This window comes from Ferviditalea candida (assembly GCF_035282765.1).
Lineage (GTDB): Bacteria > Bacillota > Bacilli > Paenibacillales > KCTC-25726 > Ferviditalea > Ferviditalea candida.
This window is the reverse complement of record NZ_JAYJLD010000023.1, coordinates 34,098-58,665: the sequence shown is the minus strand read 5'-3', so window position 1 is coordinate 58,665 and position 24,568 is coordinate 34,098. Positions and strand designations below refer to the sequence as shown.

The following is a 24,568-nucleotide window of genomic DNA, read 5'->3' as shown; positions in this document are numbered from 1 at the left end:
CGTAATGGGATATGTTCTTGGCTGAACGGTTCCCAGTATAACAAGAGGCGCTTTTTGTTTTCAAAGGGCAAATTACTTCATTACAGGAATGGCTCCTTTCTTTTATTGAAAAGCGAGTTTCCGCTTTTCATGAAACCAATAAGCGCGCGTGTACAGATTGACGCCTTTGCGCACCGGCATACCGATCGTGGCCTGGCCGCTTCCTTCCCATCCCTGCCGGTTTGCGGTTCTCACAGCCAAACGATCCGATGCGCCCTTATAAATCTCCTCCTGCGTCCCTTCGATTTCCACGTATAGGCCGCCCTTGGCATTGATAGGGTGAGCTACCCTTGCTTCGATCACTTTCATGTCCACCATCGCCCTTCAGATCATCTTTAGCGCTTAAATCCTGTCGAACAGCAAACGCCTGAGCAGGTTCCGCTTGGCGTCCGGACGTTCCGTCTCCACACCCAGCCAGCGGTCCGCAAGTTGTTTCACACGCAAACGATACGGACTGCAAGGTGAGCTTGTGATCCACTGACCGCTTCGAACCGCCTTGCCGACCGTAGGGTCTTCCGGCAATTCCACCATAACCGGCCAAGGAAGCAGATCGCGCCGCTGTTCCTTCGGAACCGGGTCTGAAAGCCTGTTCCAGATGGTGTATAGCTCCGGCGTTGGCCGAAGGCTGCCGAAGAGCGGCTTCATTCGCGCAAGGCTCTCCATACTGGCCGGTTCATCGGTGGTCATCAGGAAAAGCTGCTCGGACTGCTCCAAAGCCAGCTTGATCAGGCTGTCGAAATGGACAGGCGTATCGATTAGCACGATGTCCGTTTCTTCTTTCAAGAAGCGAAGGATTGCCGTGAGTTGTTCCCGTTGCAACCGAAACGTACCCGGCTGCAACGGTGCGGCGACAATTGAAAAGCCCATCTTCGTCTGAAGAAGACAGGCCCGGCTTGCTTTGGGATCGTCGATCCGGTAAGCGAGATCAACGATCGTTTTATTCGGTTGGATGCGCAGCATCGAAGCTAAGGTTCCATGCATTAGATCCAGATCAAGGACGCAAACCCGGCGTCCTTCCTTCGAAAGCAGTGCGGCTAAATGCAATAGAAATGCTGTTTTGCCTACACCGCCTTTGGCCGCATAAACCGCCGCAACCGAAGGAAGGTCCCTGCTTCTAGCCGCTTCGGATTTTACCGGCTGTTGAATGCCCGACTGCCTAACCGAATCTTCCGGCCAAACCTCCTCATCTTCATCCGCGATCCATTGCGGCGCCTTCGCACGATGATCCGGCGGTTCTCGTTCCTCGTCTTCCATGATGCAAGAAGGCTCCGAAGACAATGGAACGGGCCCGATTTGTTTCTTGTGTTCCGTAACTTGGAGATTCGATAGATCCCCATTCTGCAAGGCGGCCTGTTCCGAATCACAGCCGGAATTTTCCCGGATTGCGGAAGCGTCTCCATTAGAAGAATGTTCCGCCGAACTCTGCCGTGACGCTTTCCGCTGAGAGAGCGTTCCCCCCGTTGCCTCGCGTTGCTGAATGATCGGTTCGCTTTTCGTTTCAACCGCTGTTGATTCCGGCTCTTTTTCCGGTTCGTTGATCAAATCGGCATGTTCAGACTCTTTTGAAGAAGACTCTGCAGCCGTCAACGCCAGCGTTCTTCCGTATTGCGGAAACGCAACCTGTGTTTCATGCTCGAACTGATCAGTGGGATGGCGCTCGCTTGGATGAAGGAATTTATGAAAGACCCGATCCGTTTCCTCCTCCTGCGTTACTGTCCCTGCTGCGCCCAGTAAAGTAAGCTCCTCCGCTGAAAACCGGGTGTCGCTGTCGACCAGCAATACAATGGGCGCCCCTTGTCCCAGAAACAGTCTGACATATTCCTTCCATCTTTCGACGGACGTATCGATGACGACGAGATTCGTCTCTCCGGTTATCCGATCCGGGTCATGCACGAATTTGATATCGTAACCCGAGCTTCGCAGCTGTTCGATCCAACTCTTCCGCTCCCGCTGACGGGAGCGAAACAACGCCACCTGCAACATAACCGCCTCCGTTTCAAGCCAACCGCTCGCAGCGGATGGTTTATTCCAATCCTCGATCCGGATTGCACGAGGGATTTTGAACCGCCTGTAAACCGTTTCTGTTGTTCACAGCCCTGTGGATAAAGGCTGTGAATAGTGGGGATAGAAACGATACATACAACCTACGATCCAGACTCGAATCCCACGAACACGCCATCCCAGTAAGCGTCTTTGTTTTCCCGGATCCAGTTCGCGGTTTCGGCAAATCCGAGCTTCTCCGCGCAGCGGATCACGCCTGAGGTGTCGAGCATATTGACCATACCCGATGATCGGACGGCCTCCAGTCCATCCAACACGTTTTTCGTCACCTTCACCATGGCTAACCGTTCCTTCCATCGAGTTTTTGTCCTTTGAAATACACATCCAGCTTGACGCGGCGCGCCACATAAAAAGCAAACTCTTCCGCATCCCGGTACGTATTCCGCACATCCATTTCCTGTGTCGAACCTCCGTGCTCCAGCACAACGGCAAACTTGCCGCCTTTCGGCTCAATGCGAACCTGATCGCTCATTCAGCATTCATCCTTTCTTACACCCGGCTTATAATCTCCCTTGCGGTCTCGGCATCGATTACGCAAGTGTACCGAACGTAGTCATACCCTTCCGGCGCGGCGGCCAGCACACGCTGGCGATCCGTAAAGACAAGAAGCGGCTCCCGGCAATGCTGGCGGATCAAGTCGTCCGATTCCAGTTGCGCGATATCATCCAGCCGCTGCGCGGATACTACTAGGACCGGCACATTAGAATAGGCTTCGTGCTTTCCGCTCCGACTCATTTCATAGTCCGGAAGAAACGGATGCTTCCGGTAGCGGCCATAGACACGGATATCCATTCTCATGACCCTGCCTCCGTTCCGCTGTCCGCGATATTGTAGTTGCTAATGAGCAATTCCTTCGCCGGCTGCCTGCCTTTCGTCTGCTTGGCGATCGTGTAGCGCGTTTCTACGCTCTCGATGATAAACGGCGCATACCATTCGCGGATCGTCGGATGATCATTGATGCTGAGCAAAAACTTGCCTTTGATTCCGCCAAGCAGTTCGCGCAGCTTCCGGTGATCCGATTCGTCAAACTTGTACAGGTAACCGGAAAGCCCAAGATACGGCGGATCGCAATAAAAAAAGCTATCCGGCGAATCGTATCGCGGGATAACTTCCTCGAACGAGCGGTTTTCGATATACACTCCGATCAGCCGCTCGTGCGCCAGTTTGAACTTTTCTTTTACCTTTGACAAATCGTAGGCCGGTTTGCTTCGCGTATACCCCCAATCGTCGCAGTCGTTGTACTTGCCGCCGAAGTGAGAATAGACGCGGTAATAAAAATCGTAGGCGCGGGTGACAGGATCGCGTTCCTCGTTTCGCCGGTTCAAGATGCGCACGAATTCATCTCGGGCATACAACGCCCACTCAAACCTTTTGGCGAGTTCTTCCCAATTTTCCTGAATGACTCTGAAAAAATTTACAAGTTCCGCATTAATATCGGCGAACACTTCCACTTTCGATCGTTCTTTTCCGAACAACACCCAACCGCCGCCGCCGAATACCTCGGCATACAGCACATGCGGCGGAAACCGGCGTATGATGTCCTCGCGAAGTCGCGACTTGCCGCCTTGCCAGCGAATCGGACTTTTCAGCATGAAATTTCCTCCCTTGTATGCACTTGCACGATTTTCAAACTGACCGCCATCGTTCAATAAAGAGCAAGCACTGGCTTATGCAAATCCCCCTTCTCTTAACGCCTTGGCGATTTGGCATGCCAACGCATAAGCCAGCTTGGGCGGCACCGCATTTCCGACCTGCCGGTACTGTGCGCTCAAGCTGCCGTAGAAGACGAACGAGTCCGGGAACGACTGGATACGGGCGCACTCGCGCACCGTAAAACGCCGAGGCCGGGCCACCTCCGGGTGATAATACGCTCCGGCGTAAAATCCGGCATTCGCCGTAATCGTCGGATTGGGCTTTTGCCACGAACCGACTTTTTGACGTCCCTTTAACCCCCCGACCCGCGCAGGCATGGCCGCTTTCAAAGCTTCCTGCGGAATGACCCCGTCCGCAGCCGCTTGCGAAACGAGCTTCAGTATGTGCGCCGGATCCGTAGGCACAGGCCCGTGGTTAGGATGCAGCCCCGCCGAACGGTTGTGCGCGGTAATCGTAAAGGAAGGATCGTCCCATCCCGCTGCGCGATTTTCCTGATCATATCTCCCCTGCTTCCGCACATTGTCAAACAAGTGACCCTCATGATTGGGCGGCGATCCGGGATGGGCGAGATCGACATCTTTTGACAAATGCGCGGTGACCGTTTTGCACGGCCGCTCCCAATCCTGCACCTTGCAATCGAACATCGCCACGCCTTTTCCGGCATTCCTCAAGCGATTATCCATTGATACCGGGCGGGGATTGGACAGCGTATGGTTCAACATAACCGACTCGTTTTCCACCGGATCTGGCAAGTCCCCAATCGCATCGCGCAGCACCGGCCGCGAAGGATCGGGCGGCGGCCATTCAAAGGCAACGTCCAGATCAGCTCGAAAGCCAATAATAAACACCCGCTCTCTTGTCTGCGCGATGCCATGATCCCACGCGTTGATCAAACGCCAATCCAGCCTGTACCCCGCCGCCGAGAAGAGTTCGTGAATGGCGTCAAAATGAATGCGCTGTTTTTTGCTGAGCAGCCCTTTCACGTTTTCCATCAGGAAAAAGGCGGGCTGTACTTCGCTCAAAAGCCTGGCGTATTCATACGGCAGCCGGTTGCGGACATCGTCCGGATCATGATTTCCGGCAAAGCTGAAGCCTTGGTTATCTTGAATTCGGAATAACCAGGGTTATCCCGATAAAACAGTTATCCCGAAGTGTTAGAAATGAAAGGTGAAAACCCGCATAAGGACAAGGTTCTTCATCAAATCATTAATAGTAACTTCGGGATAACATTTTGGGCTACTTGAGACCATATAGCTTTCGAATCATCTCATCATCGTCTAACCAGACCGGCTGTTCTCTTGGTGTGAGCTGGTTCATTCCGTCAACCTTTTGAATGGCAGCTCGCTTCATTTCGGTATCTGCATACGCATATATCTGTGTTGTAGCCAGATCGGCGTGTCCCAAAAACTCCGAGAGAAGAGCCAACGGCATTCCACCGCGATATAAATGAATCGCTCTGGTATGACGCAATTGATGAGGGTGTACGTTTTCGGGAACTTCTGAGCATCCCTCCTTTGCCAGCTTGCCATAACGTTTCATAAAACTGGCTACATTGTCGGGAGACATTTGGTTTTGCTTCCCGTGAATCGTTGTGTAGAAGAGATAGTCGTCGGCGCTGCCTATTCCAGAAGGATGGAAATTGTCCAAGTAATAACGACAATGTTCTACCGTCTTGTCCATTAGCGGGACGACCCGCATCTTTCCGCCCTTTCCGGTAAGGTATGCAATCGAATTTTTGGGCTGCAGTTGAATATCCTTTAGTCTTAAATCCAGCATTTCCTGACAACGAGCTGCTGTGTCATACATGAGGATCATGAAAAAGCGATCACGGATACCGCATCTGCTGTGGGTAGATGGCTGTTCAAGAAGAATCTTTAAGGCTTTTTCAGTCAAGAATTCAACGATTGATGAAGGTGCCTTTTTAGTAGCAACCTTTGCTAGCTCCGCATGAGCAGCAATTTGAGAAGAATCCATCATTGCCGCATATTTGAAAAAAGATTTAAGAGCCATCAGTCGTTGGTTTCTTGTAGAAACACTGCAGCCGCGAACTTCTTCTAACCAATCTAAAAAACGACCGATTGTCGTTGAGTCCAACAGCTCGAATGTAATGCGCAACAGCGGAATTTGCTTTTCGGTTTGTAAATAGTCCAATAACAGGTTTAGCGCCTCTTTGTAGGATTTGATGGTGTTCAAGCTGTAGCACTTTTGTTTTGGCAGATAAATGGTTAAAAAATTCCGGATCAGTTTGAAGAAAGCATCATCCTTTATTTTCATCTCTCTACCTCCGGAATAAGGCAAGAAAATTTCCCGAAATCCATTTCGGCCATTTGCGGGAAAAATTCCGGAACGAGATGAATGTAATATGCGGTATCGGAAAGCTGTACATGACCGAGATACGCACTCAGGTATGGCAGGCAAGCGGTTAAATCCTTCCCTTCTTTCAGCCATTGATACAATCTGTTTGTCGCAAAGGTATGGCGAAAATCATACGTTCGAGGGCTGTTTCCGCTAACATTCCGTATGCCTGTCTTTGCCCAGCACTGACGAAATGTTTTTTCCATCCACCACTTCATATACAGATTGCCGTTTGAATTAGGGAAAAAGTACTCCGTTTCAGGGAGGTGGTTTCGCATGTTCTCATAATACGTTTTGCAAAGTTCCAGAACTTCGTCAGATAGCATGACAATCCGATCCTTGTGTCCCTTTGACTCTAAAATAGTGAGCTTACCCGTTTCCAAATCAATATCCTTTACTTTCAGCTTGCGAGCTTCTGACGGGCGCAATCCACAACAGTAAATCACACGAAAAATAACGGGAATCACAAGGTGTCGTATCGGAAAGCTTCGTTTGTAAGGGATTTGATCTAGAACAGCAAAGAAAGCAGCCAACTCGTCACGGGTGAAGATGTGAGGGACATACCTTGGACCCTTTTTGGCTAAATCAATCGGGATGACGTAAGCGACAACTTCCATACGATTCATGTATCTGGCAAGTTCACGCACAGGCATCAGTCTGTTTCTAAAGCCATTGTTTTTCTCATTCGGACGTATTTGTGCCCATGTTAACCCAATTTCTTTGGTGAAGGTGATCTCTTCAGGGAAGTGATGGATGCAAAATTGATCAAAATTATACAAGATTCTCTTGCTTTCCATGTAAGGATAGCCAAGCGCGTGCTTTTGTTCAATTAAGCCATCAATATACTCCTTGAAGTGACTGTGGAATGTGCGGTTCATTGCAGCTCCTCCTTCATCACTTCGATTCCGGAGAGCCCTAGAGCACAGTTTCTCAGCTGTTTTTCATTGGTGCTTAGATATGGCTTTGCCGAATCAAGATGGGTATGGCCGAGAACTTCGCTGATGATAGATAATCGTATTTCGGCTTCAAGCATTCTCGTCCCTATGGAGCGACGAAAGCTGTGCATCCCTTTTCGTTGAACTCCATTGGTAGCAACATCAGATCGTTTGATATATCTCGTAGCGACCGTGCTGGCTGAACGATTATCAAGCTTTTCATACGGTCTGCAAGAACGCAGAAATATATAGGGCGATTCAGATTCCGGTCTGCCATGCAGAATGTAGTCAGCAATGGCATTCCCGACGACAGGCTCCAAGGGTAACACCAACGGCTGACCTGTTTTGTGCTGAACAATACGGAATTCACTCCTATGCCAATTGATATCATTAAACTTTATATTCGTGATATCGACAGCACGCAGACCCGTATTTTTCGCTAATGTTAGTATCGCGAAATCTCTTTTCCCGATGGCTGTTTCCTTGTCTACCACTGAAAGAACTTGGCCTGCTTCCTCAAGAGTAAAGCCAGCATGTACTTTTCGTCTTTTCGGAATGATGGTTCTGAGCACAGGAAGTATATCTATTCTGTCTGAATGCTTCTCATTCAAGAATGAGCCAAAGGAACGCAATGCTGAGATGACATTTCCCATGCCGTTGGGATGAGTTTTTGCTGCGACGGGAATATAATCATTGACATCTTTGAGGGTTACTTTGGCAAAGTCTTGATGTCGGTTTCGTTCAAGATACAAAAGAAAATGCAGGATCTTACTTTTGTATTGCTTTATGGTTGCTGTGCTGTAAATGCCTTCAGCCGTTTTCTCAGTGACAAACTGGGATAGGATGTCGACGAAATGTTGACCTAATTGCTCGCCACTCCAATTGGGTAAACACGACCATTTCACTGTGCCGGTTTCATAGCATTCCTCCAACATGGTTGCTACTTTTCGGATGTTTTGATACTTGCTCCGATAAGTAAGCCTCTGATCGTACTGCTGGCGTGTCAAGAGCACGAAACGCAAAGCCAGTTGCTTGCAATATTGCTTTTGGTTCTCTTGAATAAAATACCGAGCGATTGGGGTGAAGCCTTCGTATTCGTAGTTGGACAATGTCTTCTTACTAAGTCCGACTACGTTGATTGCCGCTTTTGTTTGTTCGATCAGCGTTGATAGTAGTACCTCTTTCAACTGATTCACCTCTGAATCCATAGAGTCGGGAGAGCGTTCTCGCCGCTACTATGATTATAAAGGTGAATGATAAGTGGGCAGTTTCCACAAAAATATTATCCCGAAGTTTTTCTCGATCATTGGATGGCAATCGCCGGTTCTACACGGCCTATTATCTTCTGACTGAGGATCTTCGGGATAACTATTTTTTCGGGATAACCTTGGCACGGCGGCCCGCCGATCATGCCCAGCACCTTCCCGCTTCCCGCCAGTTCCCGGAGCTTATCTCCCGTCAGGCGGGTGATGTCTTCCTTGATCGCCCGCGCCTGCGGATGGTTTCGTCCAAACGTAAGCAGCGCGGACGCATCCACATCGACCCCGACCTGAATATCAAAGCCCGCTTGTGCGAAGCCGCAGGATAACCCGCCTGCGCCGCAAAACAAATCGATACACGGACCCCATGTATGAATTCCAATCACCTCCCCTAACGGCAAAAAAACAAAATAGAGCATAAAAAAACGGTCGCGCCACAAACCGGCCAGCCGTGATCTGTTTTTTTAAATCGCGAATCAATACTCCCGAGGCAGCAGCGCCGTAATGACCAGCGAATCGCCGTAATCATCCGTTTTGACCCATACCTTCTCCGGCAGCGTCATTTGCTGTTCGTCAAGCCTTTTGCCATCCCCGTCGCTGACTGCAATGCGGTTGCCTTGCGGCTCAAAGACGAGAAACTCATGCTTCGGCAAAAACGACTCCGCTTTCTGAAAAAACAGGTTCATCACCGCCGGAGGCAAGTTCATATTTTGCACGCCGCGCGTAGCTACTTTTTGAATCGGTTTTCCCATGGCCCCCCGCTCCTCGTTATGGTTTTGAATACAACAAATAGCCCTCGTTTAACGAGAGCCGCTTCTTCTTGCCTTTTATTTTATTGCCCGCTTAAGAACAGAAAGGCGCTGAATCCGTTTGCCTGAACCTTTCCCAGAACGCCTCCAGAGCTTCCGCGTTGTCAAAGCTGACGGTAAGATACCCCTTTTCAGCCGCTGCATCCAGTTCCTCCCCGATCACGGTTCCGCCGCAGCGGGCCACATCGCGGGCGTACGCTTTTAGATCTCCGCGATGCTCGCATTCGCGAAACCGCAGTACTTGCGTTAGCATCTTCTCACCTCCCTTCGCTGTAATCCGGCCAATAAAGCAGAGGATCGACAGACTGCCCGTGTTGCGACATGCCGAAATGCAAATGGGGACCCGTCGATTTCCCCGTGCTGCCCACCCACCCGATGACCTCCCCCCGCAACACTTGCTGCCCTTGGCGGACGCCGATACCTGATAAATGGGCGTAAAAGCTCTGGATACCGCCGTCATGCTGCAAGCGGACGAGATGGCCGTACCCGCTATTGCTCCTGCTGACTAGAGCCACCGTTCCGCTTTGAATCGCCGCAACGGGAGTGCCGCGAGGGGCGGGAATGTCGATCCCGTCATGAAAAGCTCCCGGTTCGCCCGTCACCGGATCGGTGCGGCTTCCATACGGGCTGGAAATAAACGTATACCCAATGACCGGCCACAGCCAGTTTCGCCGTATGATCAATATCGCGGCATACTCCGCTTCCTTGGCCCGGACGAGCGCCGCATCGTTTGCATTCAAGAACCACGCTTCCAGCGCCTCATCCGCGTCAAGAGCAGTCAAGCGGAAGTAGTTGGCGAGCGAAAAGATCGCGTCGAAAGGATTTTCCGGATCGATCTTGCCGTCTCCGTCGCCGTCCGTTTTGTACGCTTCCCACAAGGGCCGGGGAAAACCGAGTCCCCCAATCGCATCGATTCGTTTTGCTTCTTTAGCTCCGAAATCGGTCGCGACCTTATGAACCGCCGCCAGAAGCGCCCAAGTTGCGTTCCCGTTTTCGGCTTTTATATAGATCGGAAGCAGCGGAGCGGGGATATCGAAGGTCGGATTCTTAGGCATGGGAATCCCTTCCATAGAAGAGGAATCCGACGCGCTGACGAGTAGTCCAAGCAATGCAAAGACGAGCAGCAACGCAAGCAGTGCAATCGCAATGCCGGCAGCGCCCAGGCTGCCGATCGCCCACCAGAGCGCGCGTTTCTTGATCAGGCCGCTAATATCCATGGCGATCCCGTTCCCGCGATTCTTCCTTTTACCAAGCCGCGTTCAGCTCCGCTTCCGTTTTGACTAGCTGCGTCCGGTACGACTCATCGCCGTTTTGGATCCGCCGCCTCAGGTCGGACGCCAGCTCCTCCCAATCCTTTACCACATTCATCGTCATCCCCCCATGCTTCTTGATTTAAAACAGAACCCGATCCGGAACGTAGACTCCCGTTGTTCTCCAGGACCGTTCATTCGGCTGTTTTACCCACACATGTCCCGAAGAAACGATCAACAATTCCACTTCCCGGCCCAGAACCGTTCCCCTGAGCAAATGGCCGTGGGAATGCTTTTCAACAAACGAAACGAACTCCAACTTCATTTCACGTTTCAACCAATCCGCCAGCCGCTCCATGCATCCTCCTCCTCGCTACTTGAGCTTGCCGATGATTTTTTTCGCCGTAGTTTTCGCTTTCTTCGCACGCTCCTTCGTGGTCTCCCACGATTGTTTCGCCTCCGCGACGTGATAGGCGACCTCCCGCTTGGAAGCGTCGTACATCTCATGCGGCGTCGGCGCTTGGAAGATGCCAAGCAGTTGCTTCAGGATTTTCTTGCGGAATAAAAATGCGCAGAAAAAGAGCAGCGCCACAAAGATTTGCTGGAGCATCAGAATGCCGGAGCCGCGCGCCACGATGTCGGCAACGAGCAGCGTAAAGCCCAGGTAAAAGCCGTAAATCACCTTGGCGCCAAGCGTTCCGACGAGCCAGCCGACCCAGCGGCGCACGAACACAACTCCGCGTTCCGGGAACAGGCCGAGCAGCAGAACAATCGGCGCGAGGATGATAATCGCCAGCGCCATCTCCTGCGCCAGAATCAAGATGAGCGAAATGGTCCCGACAAACAGCAAGAGCATCAGGGTGGCGATCAGCGACAGCAGCGCCACCAGGCAGCGGATGCCCGCTGAACCGCCGGCGAACAAATACGGAATGTCTGCGTGGTCGCCATGGTCGATCTTCGGATCGCCCAGCACTTTTCGCAAAATATCCCGCTCTTTCATTCCGGGCGCATACTGCCGCATCCAGTGCGACCACGCATCTCCGACTCGCGCGCCGATCGCAACATCCTCTTCCTCAGCCCGATCCAAAATGGCTTCCACTTCCTCCGACGTCATTCGCACCGCGCTTCCGTCCTGACGATTAAACTGCCCGATCAGCCATGGGCGGTCGACAAACAGCTTCCACAGCCGATTGGACGTAGCCATCAGCTGCTGATCTGCCGCGTTCGCCAGCCCTGCGTCCAGTTGTTCGCCGGTCACGCGCTGGTACGGAGCGGCCAAGGAACCCATTGTGACTTGCGTCATCTTGTCCATCGTCTGAGACACCGCGCGGATGCTTTGTCCCGAATGTGTGAAAAACCAGTAGCTGCCGATGAGCACAACAATCGAGCCAATGACGCCAGACATCAGTCGAGTCGTCTGGTTGTTCCAGTACCCGACTTTGACCATCCATGCAGTCAAGAGCACGAGCGCCCAAGGCAGAAATCGGGAGAAGATACTCGTTCTGAGCCCGTCCATCATCGGCAGGATAAGCGATAGTTGCTCGTTGACGAGATCGGTATGAAAGCCAAGCCGCATCAGGAAAATGCAAACGCGAACGATCAAGGCGCTGAGCATAAACAAGACATTTGCGATCCAGTTTAGAACGATCGGAAATGGATTATTCATTTTGGGCTTCCACCCGGACCACTCCACGAGGTCATAGCCCAAATCCCATGTGTAATGATCGGTTGGATACTGCCGGTAATCGAGCGTCCTGTCGCCGGGTTCGATGCCCATCTCGCTTTCGCCAGGCAGCAGCTGATCCAGCATATCTTTGGGCGTCTCCGCATAAACGGCAACTGGTCCAACCAAAGCCGTGAAATACGCAAGAATTGCAATAAATATGAATCCGTAACGGCATCGTCGTCTCAATCGTTTTCCCCTCCTTTCATCACGGATAAGATGGGTATTCGGGGCTTGTTAACGCCTGCACATTAGCCGACGTTCGAAAGCATGTTCGTTTTCGCGTCTATATAGTTCCCCGAATATTCTCTTGGAAGCAATGCGGTTGCCAGAACATATGCTCCCTTATCTTTGAACTGAACCCGGATTTCCTCCGGCAGCGAAAAGGGGAGTTTGCCCAAATAGGCGCCTCTGTCGTCTACGATATCCGCATAACGGCCACGGGGATGGTAGCAGACCGTATCCGTTTTTCCTTTGTGCTCGTTGGCATAAGAAAATAACTGAATGATTTCTCTTGGACTTAAGCCCAAGCGCTGCGCTTCGATAGAAATGGCAGTTTGAACCGGCTTTGCCATTGTTCATCTCCTTTACGTTGAAAGTAACAAGCGCCAGACAGAGCCTTTGCCAATGCGGTACCGTTGTATCATCGGGCTTCTGCTTCAGACAGGCTGTCCGGCGTGGTGTTGAAGATGATAAGCAAATCGTCCGGCGTCGGCTCGATATGCACCCGCCCAATCCGGCCGGTGATGTCTTTCATGTAGCAATCTCCGGCTTTCAGTTCCCGGAACGCCTGGATCATGTCCTCGTCGTCGGGATCGAGACCGAGCAGCGTCAGATTGTCCGCAATCGCCCGGGGGTCCTCGGTCCGGAAACAAAAAATGGAGCCGAGATTGTTTCTCGTCTCCTCATCCGAGACGTCTCCGGGATTTTGGGTCGCCAAAAGCGGCACAACCTGAAAAGAACGACCCATCCTAATGATTTCATCAATGAGCAGCGCGCCTTCGGGAAAAGCTTTCAGCATCCATGATTCATCGATGCCGAAAATCTTGAGCTGCTCATGCGGGCTATAGAACATGTACTCGCGCCCGAGCGCGGCGACCAGATACATGATGCCGAGCCCGAACCGCTCGTTCGGCGTCAGCGCCGTCTGCAGCCGCTCGCTCCGCTTTTTGGGAAGCGGCAATCCGGCCAGCGTAATCACGATAAACCGCGCGCCGCTCAAGTTCGCGTTTTCTTCCCCATCGCGGGCGAAGATAAACTTTCCAAACGGGCTGCGCGAGTAGGACAGCAGCCGGTTCACGCATCGCCTTGCTTCCACTCGGATCGCTTCCACCGGCGATTCCGCCTCAACCCGCTCCAACTCTTTCATAAACACATGCAAATCCCGGCTGCTCTGTTCGAATGTGCGCTCGACTGCCTCCATAATTGCATCCGCCCGCTCGTCGCTCTTTATCCCTTCCAGGAGCAAGCTGAGGAAATCCAGCACAATGCCATGAGAACGTTCCTCGCTTTTCGACATCCGAAACGGATTGAACTTCGTCTTCGACTCCGCCGAAAAGTTCAGCCGCACCATGTTCTCACGGATATCCGGGATAAGCGCAAAGCAACTGTCCTCGTCCTTCGGATCCAGACTGAATACGATGCCGCCCTGATTGTACCCGTGGTAAAACAGCGTCTTCTTCAGCACAGACTTTCCCGAACCGAGCGTGCCGACGATGACAATCGCCCCGGAGCGGTTCAATTCCTTCGACATCGGGCGCTTCAAATCGAGCAGCACCGGGATGCGGTGCAGCGTTCGCCCGATGTAATCCCCGTCTGGGTCGCCAATTTCACGAGAGCCGTGCAGCATGCCCGCCGTCAGAAACTTCGGGTCCATCGGGATGCGGTTTGTATTGTCCATCGCAGAGCCCGGCAAAAAAAGCTGAAACGCCTTCGCTTGGTCGGCCGGCGATCGAACGACGCGGATTTGCTTGGTCGCATACAGCTGCGAAAGCTGCGCCGCCCGTTCCTCCAGCTCCTTGCGGGAGGAAGCCGAGACATTAAGCCACGTCGACGCCCAAACGAGCGGCATCCCTTTTTGCAGCTTGTTCTCCAAAACCCGCCCGCGCTTGCCCGCCCATTCCAGCGTGATCGGCGCTTCTTCGGACGCTTCCTTATATTCGCGGCGCTGGTCTTTGAGCGCCTTGCGGCTCCTCTGCAAGCCGCCCGCCGCTTCGTGCGGCGTCTGCACCTGAAAATGGATGCTCACCTCGGCGGGAAACGGAAGGTCTTCGAGCGCGTACAGCCACTCGTCGCCGATAGTCGAAATCTCCTCCGGCACATCGACTACTGAGAAAAACGCCTGAAAGCTTTTGCGGCTGTCCTCCTCCCGATCCTCGTGATGCACGATCCACGTCTTCATCTTCTCCTCGCCAATCAGGTCGGAGGCAAGCAGCACCGGCAGCGACTTTTTCGGGCGAAGCAGCGCCTTCTCGCCCTTCACTCTCACCTCCCGCATCGTCTCCGGCGTCAGCGTCAGTTCCGGTTCCATTGCCAGCCCGCGGAAAAAGCCGCGCCTGAGCAGCCACTCGATCTCCCGCGGCCCGCATCGTTCGCCGCCAAGGTGATGGTTCACTTGATTGAACTGCAAGCTTTCGGCGGACTTTGCGATGTTCAAACGCTCCAACTCGAGTTCCCCGCGCTGGCGGTACCAGAACTGTTCCTGAATATTGCGGCCGAGCGCGCTTGTCCACTCCCGCAGCGTTTCGCCCGTTTTGCGCCAACCGGATAAATCCACTTCCGGGAACTGCTTGTGTACGGCAGTTAGCTGCAAGATCAAATAAAGCGACCGCTGCCACGGCCGCCGCTCGGCAAACCGTTGCATGACCGCTTTTACATACCGCTCGTATTCCGCGCCTTGACCTGTGCGTCTGGCCCGCCACATCGCGGCATCCATCATCCGGGTGACAGAGAGCAGTTGCCCGCTGCCGTGATAGCTGTGCAGAAACTGCTGCATCTGGCTGACCGTGCCGCGCTTTTTCTCCGAGGACTGGTACGCATACGGCTTCAGCGGAATGCGGTATACCGCCCACGGCTTTAGCAGTGTGTCGAACAGGAGGTTCTGTTCCCAATACAAAAGCGGAAATGTCAATGCGCCTCGCCTCCTCTCACCCGTCGTCTCTTGTTCTCCATCAGGATGATGAACCGGCCGGGATGCGCGATTCGATGCGGGCAATTTCGATCGCATGAATCCGAAATCCGCGACCGGCAAACGTGAAAGCGTCATGATGAGGCGAGACCGTTTCAATGACGCCGCTGCATTGTTCGTTATTCACCATCCGGAGTACGACAACGTCTCCGGGACCTATCGATTTCAACGCTTCCGGCCGGATGGAATCGTGCAAAGGTTTCATTTATTTTCTTCCTCCTTCCGAGTAAATGCCGCTCTGCTTTCCAACCTTCCATATCTCCATGTGTTCATCTCTTTTCTCTCGTTCTGCTCGCACCGGAGCGGCTGTCATCCAAACCAGCGTTCTGCGGCTTTTCCCTTCCAGTACGGCAGGCGGGATCGCCGCCCGTTTGGATGGCCGCTTCATGGGTGTCACAGTCAGCTTCCCGGATCGCCCGCTCCAGCGGACGCGCACGTTTGCAGGAAGGCATAGCGTCTGCAAGCCTTCGACCGTTCCATGCAGCCGCCCGATGCTGCCGCGCCACGCCTCTCCGCCGCTTGGCAGCGTGATTCGTTCATACGGCCGGCACCGCCCGGTAAACCGAATCGGATGTATTCCTCCGGACTGTCGCACCCTTTGCCAGCGGACAATCCATTTAGGGCGCACCAAAAAATGCAAGATGTCCCGCAAATAACGCGGCGCCGTTTTCCCCGCCGGATCGAGCTTCACCGTGTAATAGGCGGCGGCAATGGGACCTACGACCATCGTAATCGCGCGATCGATCGGAAGCAGCCATGCAAGCACCGGGAACACATAACAAAAAATGAAAAATACGCCGATGTACACAAACCAGAGCACCACGCCGTCCTGACGGATTGGCATCCACAATCGAATATCCCCGATGTGGTAAATGAGCGGCCGAACCCGGTACAACGCGCGGTACGATTCCGTTTTTTCCTCGTCCATTCGGCTTCACCCGCCTGTCGTGTCCGTCAGCCCATCTACGGAAATGCCGAGCGTTTTCAGCACATAGAGCGCCAGGTACTTGGCAATGCCGGGAGCGAAGACGAAAATGCCCAAAATCGTCGACAGCACAATATGCGACCAGAGCCGATTCGTCTCGCCGTTCGCGTACATTTTCACGCCCCTGTAAATCGCAATCGTAAGGAAAATGGCTTGCAGCAGCCGCTTGACGACGAGCAAACCCGTGTTGACAAAATCCCCTTCCATTGGTCATCCAACCTCCCATAACATGAAACTTCGAGGCAGACGGCTTATGCCGAAATGCCGGAGACAAAAAACTTTCCGTTTTCCTCCGTCACCGTCAGCTTCCATATTTGCGTCAACCGAAATCCGGCGGCCTCGTCTTTCGCCAAAAACGTAACGGTTACCGCGTACGGGCCTGCTCCTGTCGCATCGAGCCGTTCCATCGCAACAAAACGAATCCGGCCTTTAAGCGGCGTCAGCTTCGCGCCCGTTGTCACATAATTGGACAGACTTTCGGCATCCTTGCCTTCGCATACCGCTTTCAGAAAGCTTTCAATGACCGGACGCATGCGCTGTTTCATTTCGCCGGATGCGCTTGTCTCCGCGTTCCCCGGTTCGGTAACAACCGGCGCTTCGGACAGCGGGCGAATGAGCGGCGGCGCGGTCACGGCGGCGCCCTTTCCGCTTTCCGCCCACACGGGCACATCGACTTCCCATACGAGCCTCTCTGGATTCAAAGCAATCACCCGGATCCGAACCGTATGCCGCGATCCGCTTGCGGAAGCAAGGGACATGAATTCCGACGCGATCACGTTCTGCCGGTTCGTCTTTTGCTCCGATTGTAGCGCCGCAACACGGTTCAGCGCTTCCGGACTGACATACGGTTTGAGCCGCTGGATTCGCGCTTCGGGAAGCTCCTCGCCGTCCCAACGCATCCATTCTCGGGCAAAGCTTACCGCCGTTTGAACCGCCATCTGTTGCTCCATGGACCGCTTGAGGATGGCCTGCGACGGGTCGGTTTCCGTTTTCAGCAGGGTGGACGCCGCGCCCAGACAGGAAACCGTCAGCATGCTCCACAGCAACAGCCGGGGCAGCAACCAATACCCCATATCCTCACCTCCTGTATGTCGGGGACGGCTCGCGGGGTTGTTTGCCCCATACCGGCAGTCCGGAATCCGAAGAAAGGGGGAGAAGCGGCATATCCATCCATCGGATGTTCTGTCCGCCTGCTCCCCGCCAAAGCGCCCGCTGCGCGCCGTGCGCATTCCATTCGGATTCGTGAATCGCCCATACGCCGGGCAAACGTCCTGCGCTGAGCGTTTCCACACGCAACACGTCCCAAATGTCCAGCAGCGCCTTCGGGCGGCTGGCGATTTTTGTCACAAATAGCACATGCACCGCTTCCACTTGCGGCCACATTGCCGGCAACAGTTCGCCGTAGGCGATCATCTTCTCTTTGAGCCGCCACAAGTTTTCCGTCCCCGTATCGTATTCGAGATGAAAAACGAGCCGCCCGCGCCCGGAGCAGCGATAAATGCCGAACCCGTCCGGCTTGACAGGGCGCGATTTGCGTCCCGATGCCTTGATCTGCACATATCGGTCCGTCGCCTCCCGCGACCCCAGCCACTCGATAAGGCCCTCGTCTTTTTGCGGCAGGCTGTGCCGGATCAGGGACGTAAAAAAAGCATTGACGCCGTAAAAATGCTCCAGTTGTACCGGATCGTCCATCCATTCCTTCGGACGAAACTGCTCCTCGTCTCCGCACAAGCGGGCGGCAGCTTTTGCGCCTTTGGCGGTCAAGGTATACCCGACATGGTGATCCCGCAAGAAGCGGAGAGGGATGCGGCTGAGCATCCCTTCGTTTTTCAGATGCCTCGCCATGCCGTACACCGTCTTGATTCGATAATTGTGCATCGCTGAAGCCTGTTCCGCCGTCAGGAGCGTATGACGATATAGCGCGATTTGCAGTTCTTTTTTGGCTGCGTGGTACAGATGCGCTCGCTCCTTTCTTGGTCGTCTTGGGGCGGTGTGCGTGTGATTAGTCTGGCTTCGGCCAGTCCCCGCTTACCGCGCGGCTATGCGGCTATCCCGCCCCACGCCGCAATTTGATTTGCTCTCGGAATTGCTCTTGAAACGGCTCTCCGATTTGCTCTCAGAACCGCTCTCTGTTTTACTCCCGTCTGTCATTGGAAAAACGGCAGTTCCGACGCCTTGTTTTTGCTTGCGCTTGCAGTCCTATTGATCTCCCGGTCAACCTCATCCGCCGGCCGGCCGTCGCTGGCGTCCGAGTACGCCCATGCCTCTTCAATCCAGGCTTCATGCCGAATCGGGACGACGTCGTTTTTGACCGTGAACATCTCCAGCCGCCCTTCATGGCCTTTCGTGCGCACGATGGCGTGCAGCTCAGCCAGATTCATCAGATCGGTATTCGTCACTAGCGGTTTGAGCCAGCGCGAAAGCTTGTCCGCATCCGGTCCGCCAAGCTGCAAGAGCATCAGCGTGCCGACGTTGCCGAGTATCGCCTCCAGAATACGGTCGGACAATTGCGACAAATACTGCGTGGCCAAAAACAGCGATAAACCAAACTTGCGGTCTTCGGCCAGTATTTTCGTCAAAATGTCCGTCGCAAACAGATGGCACTCGTCGGCAAAAAAGAAGTGCGCCCTGGACTTGTGCTGCGGCCGCTTGCGGCAGGTGAAATGGTAGTCAATGAAAAACAAGCTGGCCAATATCTTCAGCAAATCCGGTACGCAGCCGGAGCCGTCAATCAGCACGATCCGGCCTTCGTCCATTACCTGTCGCGTATCGATGCTGCTCTTCAGTTGTCCGAGCATGCGCCTGGACGTCGGGTATGTGGTCAGCGCGCCAAGCTTGTTCAGGATCGGCCCGAGATGCTCGCCCACGTTTTTGATTTCCGCAAACTCGTCCGTCCAGAAGTGACGCAAGTGAAGATCGAGATCCGGCTGGATTTTTTTGCGGAACGGCGCGTTAAAAAAGATGTCGACGATGCCGAGCACCGTTTGGGGCGGCACGGAGAGCAAGCTAAGCACAGCGTTGCGCAAATAGTGTTCTGCTCTTGGCCGTGAACCGGGAAACAATTGCTGCAGCGTCGTGACAAATTCCCCCGTCAGACTTTCCCGCACATCGGCATGCGCAGCCTGAAACAAATTGAAGCCGCGCGGCCGGTCGGTGTGCCCGAGCGGAATGATGTGCAGCTTCGGATATAAGCTTTTCGGGATGTAGCTGAGCAACGTTTCAATCGCCCCGCCGTGTGGATCGAGAAACGTAAAGCCCGGCGCTATGTCGGGTTCACGCTCCAAATCGTCCACCATATTCGTCATGACGGAGAGCAGCGTCGACGTTTTCCCCGAGCCGGTCGTTCCGGCGAGAAAGGCATGCTTGAGCATCTGATTCACCGGCATACGGATCTCCTGGTCCGTGCCCGGCACATTGCTTTTGCCGATGTACAGCCCTACTGTCAATCCCACCGGAGCAGGCACAATCTTTGCATGCATCTTCTCCATATGCGCGGATGCCGGATCGCCAAAGGCGGGAATGCGCAGCCAGTAACCGAGCTCCTCCGATGTAAACAGCAGCTTCTTCGACGGCATGCCCGGAGCAAAAACGGCCCGCTTTCCCCGAACGGGGCGCAGCACAATGCCGTTGCCGCTCTTCATCGTTTGCAGCATGTCGTTCATGGTCTGCAGCCTCGCTTTGGCCGCATGTGAACGGATGAGTACGCGAAAGCCCGTCCACAGCCCGATTTCGTCTTCGTCCTTCTTGGTTTGAAGCGATCGCATGACGTTTTGCTGGTAGGCGGTCAACTCCCGAGGCCGGGGCTTTTCCTTCTGGTTCGTGTTCATCTCTCGCCAAATGCCCCGCAGCGACACCGATTCATTAGCTGGGGAACGCAGCCAGTTTTCCGCTTTGCGGACGCGGCGCTCCAGAATTCGTTTCCCCGCCGGCGCAAACGACAGCTCCAGCCATACCTCCTCGCCCGCTTTCAACTCACCCGCGCCCATCGCCGCGATCATCTCGTTGATCGGGTCTTTGCCCGCCGGATGAAACGCGGCGACGGACAGCGCTCCCTTGTATGCGGGACGTCCCTCGGCAACGATCGCGTTTTTACCAGAACCAGCCGCAAACACAGGCGCTTCGACCGGGAGCAAATAGATCCCGGACACCTGGGTATGAAAGCCCGTGCGAAACCCCAACCAGCGAATGTCGGGGACAGAGAAGTACAATCGTACGCGACCAGCAGGTCCTGCACACTGGATCAGGAAACGAAAGTATAACTGTCCGAATCGAAGACGCTGGAATCGGGAATGGCCGAGCTGGCTGATATGCCGGGCAAAACGCGCTGCCTTGGCGAAGTCCATCTGCGTTGCGTCAAGGGAGGGCGTCGCTTCGAACCAGAGCGTTTCCTTATGCTTGCCGCTCCCCGGCTCACACCATTTCGGAAACAAAAAAGAGAGCATCGCCGCTCCCCCCTTCCTTGCTACTCGGTTGTTTGTTGTCCGTAAAGTACATTCCCCCTTCGAAAAGGTTCCGGGAAGCTTGTATTCCTCGAACCCATCAGAAATAAAAAAGACAGGCGTTCCCGGAGCAAGCGGATGGCCTGTCTACATTCTTTCACAATACGAGCATACCATTTTTTTACGACATCATCCTCCCCCAAATGCTGACTTTGCTGTGCCGGACGACGACGAAATTGCGACAGCAAAGTGACAGCATCGTTCATTAGCTGGTCGCCTCCGTCCCGTGGATCTCATCCTTAAGCCCAAGTATGGAATTTTTGCCGCCCGCAATTCGATACAAGTGCTCCAACGTCCGGCGGCGCAACCGGTAAAAGCTTCGGAGCGTGATGTTCAGCTTTTCCGCAACCGCCAAAGCCGGCAGATTCATCCGGTATTTCAATTCCACTAGCTCCAGCTCATCCTTGCGCAGCCCCCGAATTGCCGTCTCCAGCACCTGAATCTTCGCTTGCAAAAGCGGGATTTCGATTTCATTCACCTGCATCCGCCGGATGACTTCATTCAAAATCGCTTCATTTTTTTGGCCTTTTCCATGAATGTTCACCAGCTCGATTTGCTGCGTCAAGCCAGGAATGTGATCCATTTGCGCCTGCAGCGTCTCCAGCCGCGATTTCCACTCCGGCAAGTCCGTCAGCCAGCCTTCCACCTGATCGTAAGGGATCCGTTCGTTCACCAGCGCCACCCCTTTTGACGAATTCTTCCTTTGACACGCGTGTACCAATCTTGACACATCAATTGCCGGTAAAAGGAATGCGAGTGCCGCTTCTTCTTGCTGCCTCTTTTTCCGCCGGACAAGGGGACGCCTGCGGTTAATTCGGCATGCTTGCCTGCTTGCGATAAATTCGACGATTCGCTCATGACTTGCGCTCCCTTCATGTTCATTTTGATTTCCTCAATTGAGGTTAAAAAAAGAGCGCCTGCCTTCCTCTTTTCTGGATGATGACCGAAAAGAGAAAGCTGCGCTCTGGTTCAAGGCAACTCTTGCAGCAAATAATCGAAAAAGCAAAAAAGACAGGTAACTCCAACATCGAATTGTCTGTCCGCTTATATCCACAGTAGCAATATATCATGCAAGTCGTGACATTGTCGTCTCCCTGTTGCTGAACCCATTGCGCCAAATTTTGACGCAAACATGACAAAACAGTGCAAGTCGATAAGCTTCTATCCGGAAATAATCCAGGTGTCAGTAAATGTCGGTTAAATGATCTCCTCCTTTTCCCCAGAAATAAAAAAAGAACAGATACCGGAACCGGCCTGTCCTTATCCTCGCCAACGATATCATCGTAGCATGAAAACAGTGCATTCGGGGCGCAAACCATGTGCAAACGCAGTGCAGATCCTGTGCACGTTCGGTGCATGTTCGGTGCAAAAGAAAGTCCGGTTTATTTTCTCTTCAAACCGGCTCAGTTGTAGCTATGTATCAGTATGTTTTCTCCACTGAAGCAAATGCTCGATATGCTTTAGTATAAAAGCTAGTTCCTCCTCCGGACAATCCTTCAACAATTGAGTTAATTGCTGAAGCTGACGCAGCGGATCCGGATACTCGAAGTCGAACAAATCCGACAATTCAATCCTTAAGCCTGCTGCTATTTTTTGAATATTCTCCAAGGATACATTCTTTAATCCTCGTTCGATTTGTCCGATATAGTTGGGGTGAAGCTCAGCCCGTTCCGCAAGCTGCTCTTGCGTCCACCCTTGTTTTTCCCGTAATGCGCGAATTCGTTGACCAGATGCTTCCCGAATCGATAGCAACGCGACCACCACCTTATCCTTTCAGCTTAAAAGGTGACCTGCCGCAATTGAACACACGATGAGTTTTCTATTTATAGAGCTTATCGTGTCTGATATAATCAAACTAAGGCCGCGCTCGAATATAAGAGGACTGCCATTGAGGCTCATAAGAAAAGAAGATGCGCGCCGGCATCTTCTGGTAAAGCAGCGATTCAGTTTTCCTCAAACGGATCGTAATCAAGCAATGCCTCCCGGCTTCTTATTTTGCCGTACATCTTGAGAAGGATCCGTTTCCGATGATAAAAGAAAGCTCGACGGGATAATCCCAAGCGTTCCATGGCTGCTGAAAGCGCCAGTTTATCCATATATCGCAAATGAACGAATTTTCTTTCCTCCGGGGTGAGAGCCGAGAAAGCGAAGTCGATCAAACCGATCCTGGATAAAAGCAGCGGTATTTCGTGTTCCGTAATTTCCAAGCGATGAATCACGGTACGAAGCAACGCTTCATTTTTAGAACCGGAGCCATGGATCGCAACCACATGCAATGCTTTCGTCAGTCCCGGAATATGAGCAAGCTCCGCTTGGGCATATTCGAGCTGCGCCTTCCACTCGGTGTAGGACCATAACCAGACTTCCGCTTTTTCATAGGGGATGTTGCACGCCGTCTGCATCATAAGCCTATCCCCCTATGTTCGCATCCTGCTGCCGTTTGTTTCATATAATGCGGGTGAATCAGGTTCGACTCAACCGCAAAAACAATTGAATAGGAATCACGCTCCGTTTCCTTGCGACACATAACCGATCACCCTTCCATCCAATAATATGGGGGACAGTCGCATCTGCAAATGAGAAAAAAGCGCCATGCTTTCGACAGCTTGAGCTTGTCCCGCCAGGCATTTTGACATATTCCGTCAAGCTCCTGCAAATATCGTTGATGTTGCCGTTCTTTTGTCCCGCTCCACCTCCTTATAAGCCAAGTCATTTTCCCTGCCCATATCCTGTTGTATCCATAATTGTACCTATTTTGCATGCTATTTGGCAGGGTGATCTTTTTCTCACCTCCTGATGCAAAATACGTCGAAATGACGTGGTTTATGTTGCAGCACTGTCGCCTGAAGCTTGATTAAATCTACTTCCCGATGTATTAATGCTCCCTCCCGTCATTAATGGCGAACAAGCCTCTACGTTTGGCTACTTCGGCAGCTTCGCGGCTCGTCCGCGTGCCGAACTTTCTGGCGATGTGCCGGGTATGGGTTTTCATCATATTCGGCGTTATCCCAAGCAGTCGCGTCATCGCCGGTTGCGGGTAACCCTGCGCGATCAAGTTCAGGATTCCTTTTTCAGTTGGCGTCAGCATGGACTGAAGCTCAAGCCTCTTCAATCTTCTCAGCTCTCGCCGAATGGTTTCCGCTATATCGGGATGCAATGACGCTTTATCCTGATGAGCTTCCCGTATTGCTTCAAAAACGTCCGCACTATTAACTTTTGTAATGTAATTTACTGCTCCGGCTGTAATTGCCTCAATCATGACTTCCGGATTAGCGACGGCAGTCAGGAAAATGATGGGTAGCTGCTTTCTTGCGCGAATTTCAATCGCCGCGTCCAGTCCGTCTCGATTGGGCGGCTTCAGCATTACATCCATCACCATAACGTCTACTTCCATCTGTTCAATTGCCCGTATCGCTTCTTCTTTGGAGGAAGCTGTGTCTACCAGCGTCAAATCCCCTTCTTTTCGAATCAAGGAGGCGAAAGCGTTTCTCCATTCAACGTCGCGATCCGCCAGAACGACCTTAATACTGTCCTTCCTTTTCCTTGCTAATGCTGTCAAATCCATGGAAAGATCGTCATCATTCAGCATACCTTCCTTCTCCTCTCTATGGACGCTCCTGCGAAATCGTTCAGCAAAACGAAAAGACACGTACCCCTACGGCCGTGTCTTGGCTATTGGGTAACCCGGCGGTCATCGCCTGATTGGCGAGAAGATCCGTGGCTTTGCGTCGCTGCCTTTCGACAGGTTTGCCTTTTTCCAATATATTGTTTTTCGAATCGTGAAAATGTCGCAATCTATGCTATCGAAGCTTT

Annotated in this window: 32 protein-coding genes and 1 riboswitch; all 32 genes read right to left on the bottom strand. The window is 53.0% G+C overall.

Going from position 1 to position 24,568, the window contains the following annotated elements:
• Positions 1–102 precede the first annotated feature (102 nt).
• A complete protein-coding gene (locus tag VF724_RS14680) occupies positions 103–348 on the bottom strand; it encodes a hypothetical protein (protein WP_371755000.1) in 246 nt (81 codons plus the stop codon).
• Positions 349–381: 33 nt separating this feature from the next.
• Positions 382–2,022 (bottom strand): CpaE/TadZ family protein, encoded by a 1,641-nt coding sequence (locus tag VF724_RS14675; protein WP_371754999.1) that lies wholly within the window; start codon positions 2,020–2,022, stop codon positions 382–384.
• A 161-nt stretch (positions 2,023–2,183) separates the two neighbouring features.
• Entirely contained in the window at positions 2,184–2,378 is a 195-nt protein-coding gene (locus VF724_RS14670) for a DUF5049 domain-containing protein (protein WP_371754998.1), read from the bottom strand.
• Positions 2,379–2,380: 2 nt separating this feature from the next.
• Entirely contained in the window at positions 2,381–2,572 is a 192-nt protein-coding gene (locus VF724_RS14665) for a hypothetical protein (protein WP_371754997.1), read from the bottom strand.
• Positions 2,573–2,589: 17 nt separating this feature from the next.
• Entirely contained in the window at positions 2,590–2,898 is a 309-nt protein-coding gene (locus tag VF724_RS14660; protein WP_371754996.1) for a hypothetical protein, read from the bottom strand.
• On the bottom strand, positions 2,895–3,692 hold the full coding sequence (locus tag VF724_RS14655; protein WP_371754995.1) for a DNA adenine methylase: 798 nt from the start codon (positions 3,690–3,692) through the stop codon (positions 2,895–2,897). The genes VF724_RS14660 and VF724_RS14655 overlap by 4 nt, the downstream gene beginning before the upstream one ends.
• A gap of 75 nt (positions 3,693–3,767) precedes the next feature.
• Positions 3,768–4,862, bottom strand: coding sequence for a DNA cytosine methyltransferase (locus VF724_RS14650; protein WP_371755003.1), 1,095 nt, complete (start codon positions 4,860–4,862; stop codon positions 3,768–3,770).
• 127 nt (positions 4,863–4,989) lie between these two features.
• Entirely contained in the window at positions 4,990–6,027 is a 1,038-nt protein-coding gene (locus VF724_RS14645; RefSeq protein ID WP_371754994.1) for a tyrosine-type recombinase/integrase, read from the bottom strand.
• On the bottom strand, positions 6,024–6,986 hold the full coding sequence (locus tag VF724_RS14640) for a tyrosine-type recombinase/integrase (RefSeq protein ID WP_371754993.1): 963 nt from the start codon (positions 6,984–6,986) through the stop codon (positions 6,024–6,026). The genes VF724_RS14645 and VF724_RS14640 overlap by 4 nt, the downstream gene beginning before the upstream one ends.
• Positions 6,983–8,230 (bottom strand): tyrosine-type recombinase/integrase, encoded by a 1,248-nt coding sequence (locus tag VF724_RS14635; protein WP_371754992.1) that lies wholly within the window; start codon positions 8,228–8,230, stop codon positions 6,983–6,985. The genes VF724_RS14640 and VF724_RS14635 overlap by 4 nt, the downstream gene beginning before the upstream one ends.
• Before the next feature lie 116 nt (positions 8,231–8,346).
• Complete coding sequence (locus VF724_RS14630; RefSeq protein ID WP_371754991.1) at positions 8,347–8,688, bottom strand: DNA cytosine methyltransferase; 342 nt, start codon at positions 8,686–8,688, stop codon at positions 8,347–8,349.
• A 90-nt stretch (positions 8,689–8,778) separates the two neighbouring features.
• The gene (locus VF724_RS14625) at positions 8,779–9,054 is read right to left on the bottom strand and encodes a hypothetical protein (RefSeq protein WP_371754990.1); all 276 of its coding nucleotides are present in this window, start codon (positions 9,052–9,054) and stop codon (positions 8,779–8,781) included.
• Between the two features lie 91 nt (positions 9,055–9,145).
• Positions 9,146–9,364, bottom strand: coding sequence for a hypothetical protein (locus tag VF724_RS14620; protein ID WP_371754989.1), 219 nt, complete (start codon positions 9,362–9,364; stop codon positions 9,146–9,148).
• 4 nt (positions 9,365–9,368) lie between these two features.
• Positions 9,369–10,328, bottom strand: a complete 960-nt coding sequence (locus tag VF724_RS14615; RefSeq protein ID WP_371754988.1) for a M23 family metallopeptidase — start codon at positions 10,326–10,328, stop codon at positions 9,369–9,371.
• Between the two features lie 28 nt (positions 10,329–10,356).
• The gene (locus VF724_RS14610; protein WP_371754987.1) at positions 10,357–10,479 is read right to left on the bottom strand and encodes a hypothetical protein; all 123 of its coding nucleotides are present in this window, start codon (positions 10,477–10,479) and stop codon (positions 10,357–10,359) included.
• Between the two features lie 24 nt (positions 10,480–10,503).
• Positions 10,504–10,719 (bottom strand): hypothetical protein, encoded by a 216-nt coding sequence (locus VF724_RS14605; protein WP_371754986.1) that lies wholly within the window; start codon positions 10,717–10,719, stop codon positions 10,504–10,506.
• A 15-nt stretch (positions 10,720–10,734) separates the two neighbouring features.
• Positions 10,735–12,273: a hypothetical protein gene (locus VF724_RS14600; protein ID WP_371754985.1), complete on the bottom strand. Its 1,539-nt coding sequence runs from the start codon at positions 12,271–12,273 to the stop codon at positions 10,735–10,737.
• A gap of 62 nt (positions 12,274–12,335) precedes the next feature.
• On the bottom strand, positions 12,336–12,659 hold the full coding sequence (locus VF724_RS14595) for a hypothetical protein (RefSeq protein ID WP_371754984.1): 324 nt from the start codon (positions 12,657–12,659) through the stop codon (positions 12,336–12,338).
• A 68-nt stretch (positions 12,660–12,727) separates the two neighbouring features.
• Positions 12,728–15,214, bottom strand: a complete 2,487-nt coding sequence (locus VF724_RS14590) for an ATP-binding protein (protein WP_371754983.1) — start codon at positions 15,212–15,214, stop codon at positions 12,728–12,730.
• Positions 15,215–15,254: 40 nt separating this feature from the next.
• Positions 15,255–15,476, bottom strand: coding sequence for a hypothetical protein (locus tag VF724_RS14585; RefSeq protein ID WP_371754982.1), 222 nt, complete (start codon positions 15,474–15,476; stop codon positions 15,255–15,257).
• Positions 15,477–16,199 carry a TcpE family conjugal transfer membrane protein gene (locus VF724_RS14580; RefSeq protein WP_371754981.1) on the bottom strand — a complete coding sequence of 241 codons (723 nt, stop codon included), beginning with the start codon at positions 16,197–16,199 and terminating at the stop codon, positions 15,477–15,479.
• A 6-nt stretch (positions 16,200–16,205) separates the two neighbouring features.
• The gene (locus tag VF724_RS14575) at positions 16,206–16,463 is read right to left on the bottom strand and encodes a hypothetical protein (protein ID WP_371754980.1); all 258 of its coding nucleotides are present in this window, start codon (positions 16,461–16,463) and stop codon (positions 16,206–16,208) included.
• 44 nt (positions 16,464–16,507) lie between these two features.
• Positions 16,508–17,329, bottom strand: coding sequence for a conjugal transfer protein (locus VF724_RS14570; RefSeq protein WP_371754979.1), 822 nt, complete (start codon positions 17,327–17,329; stop codon positions 16,508–16,510).
• 4 nt (positions 17,330–17,333) lie between these two features.
• Positions 17,334–18,182, bottom strand: coding sequence for a replication-relaxation family protein (locus VF724_RS14565; RefSeq protein WP_371755002.1), 849 nt, complete (start codon positions 18,180–18,182; stop codon positions 17,334–17,336).
• A 221-nt stretch (positions 18,183–18,403) separates the two neighbouring features.
• Positions 18,404–20,698, bottom strand: a complete 2,295-nt coding sequence (locus VF724_RS14560) for a type IV secretory system conjugative DNA transfer family protein (protein ID WP_371754978.1) — start codon at positions 20,696–20,698, stop codon at positions 18,404–18,406.
• Positions 20,699–20,718: 20 nt separating this feature from the next.
• Positions 20,719–20,961, bottom strand: coding sequence for a hypothetical protein (locus tag VF724_RS14555; RefSeq protein WP_371754977.1), 243 nt, complete (start codon positions 20,959–20,961; stop codon positions 20,719–20,721).
• The gene (locus tag VF724_RS14550) at positions 20,961–21,428 is read right to left on the bottom strand and encodes a sigma-70 RNA polymerase sigma factor region 4 domain-containing protein (protein ID WP_371754976.1); all 468 of its coding nucleotides are present in this window, start codon (positions 21,426–21,428) and stop codon (positions 20,961–20,963) included. The genes VF724_RS14555 and VF724_RS14550 overlap by 1 nt, the downstream gene beginning before the upstream one ends.
• The gene (locus tag VF724_RS14545; RefSeq protein WP_371754975.1) at positions 21,425–21,613 is read right to left on the bottom strand and encodes a hypothetical protein; all 189 of its coding nucleotides are present in this window, start codon (positions 21,611–21,613) and stop codon (positions 21,425–21,427) included. Before VF724_RS14545 ends, VF724_RS14550 begins: the two co-directional genes overlap by 4 nt.
• A 555-nt stretch (positions 21,614–22,168) precedes the next feature.
• A complete protein-coding gene (locus tag VF724_RS14540; protein ID WP_371754974.1) occupies positions 22,169–22,507 on the bottom strand; it encodes a helix-turn-helix domain-containing protein in 339 nt (112 codons plus the stop codon).
• A 191-nt stretch (positions 22,508–22,698) separates the two neighbouring features.
• A complete protein-coding gene (locus tag VF724_RS14535; protein WP_371754973.1) occupies positions 22,699–23,160 on the bottom strand; it encodes a hypothetical protein in 462 nt (153 codons plus the stop codon).
• Positions 23,161–23,256: 96 nt separating this feature from the next.
• A complete protein-coding gene (locus VF724_RS14530; RefSeq protein WP_371754972.1) occupies positions 23,257–23,391 on the bottom strand; it encodes a hypothetical protein in 135 nt (44 codons plus the stop codon).
• Between the two features lie 239 nt (positions 23,392–23,630).
• Complete coding sequence (locus tag VF724_RS14525) at positions 23,631–24,344, bottom strand: response regulator (protein ID WP_371754971.1); 714 nt, start codon at positions 24,342–24,344, stop codon at positions 23,631–23,633.
• 86 nt (positions 24,345–24,430) lie between these two features.
• Positions 24,431–24,517: riboswitch (cyclic di-GMP riboswitch) on the bottom strand.
• Positions 24,518–24,568 lie beyond the last annotated feature (51 nt).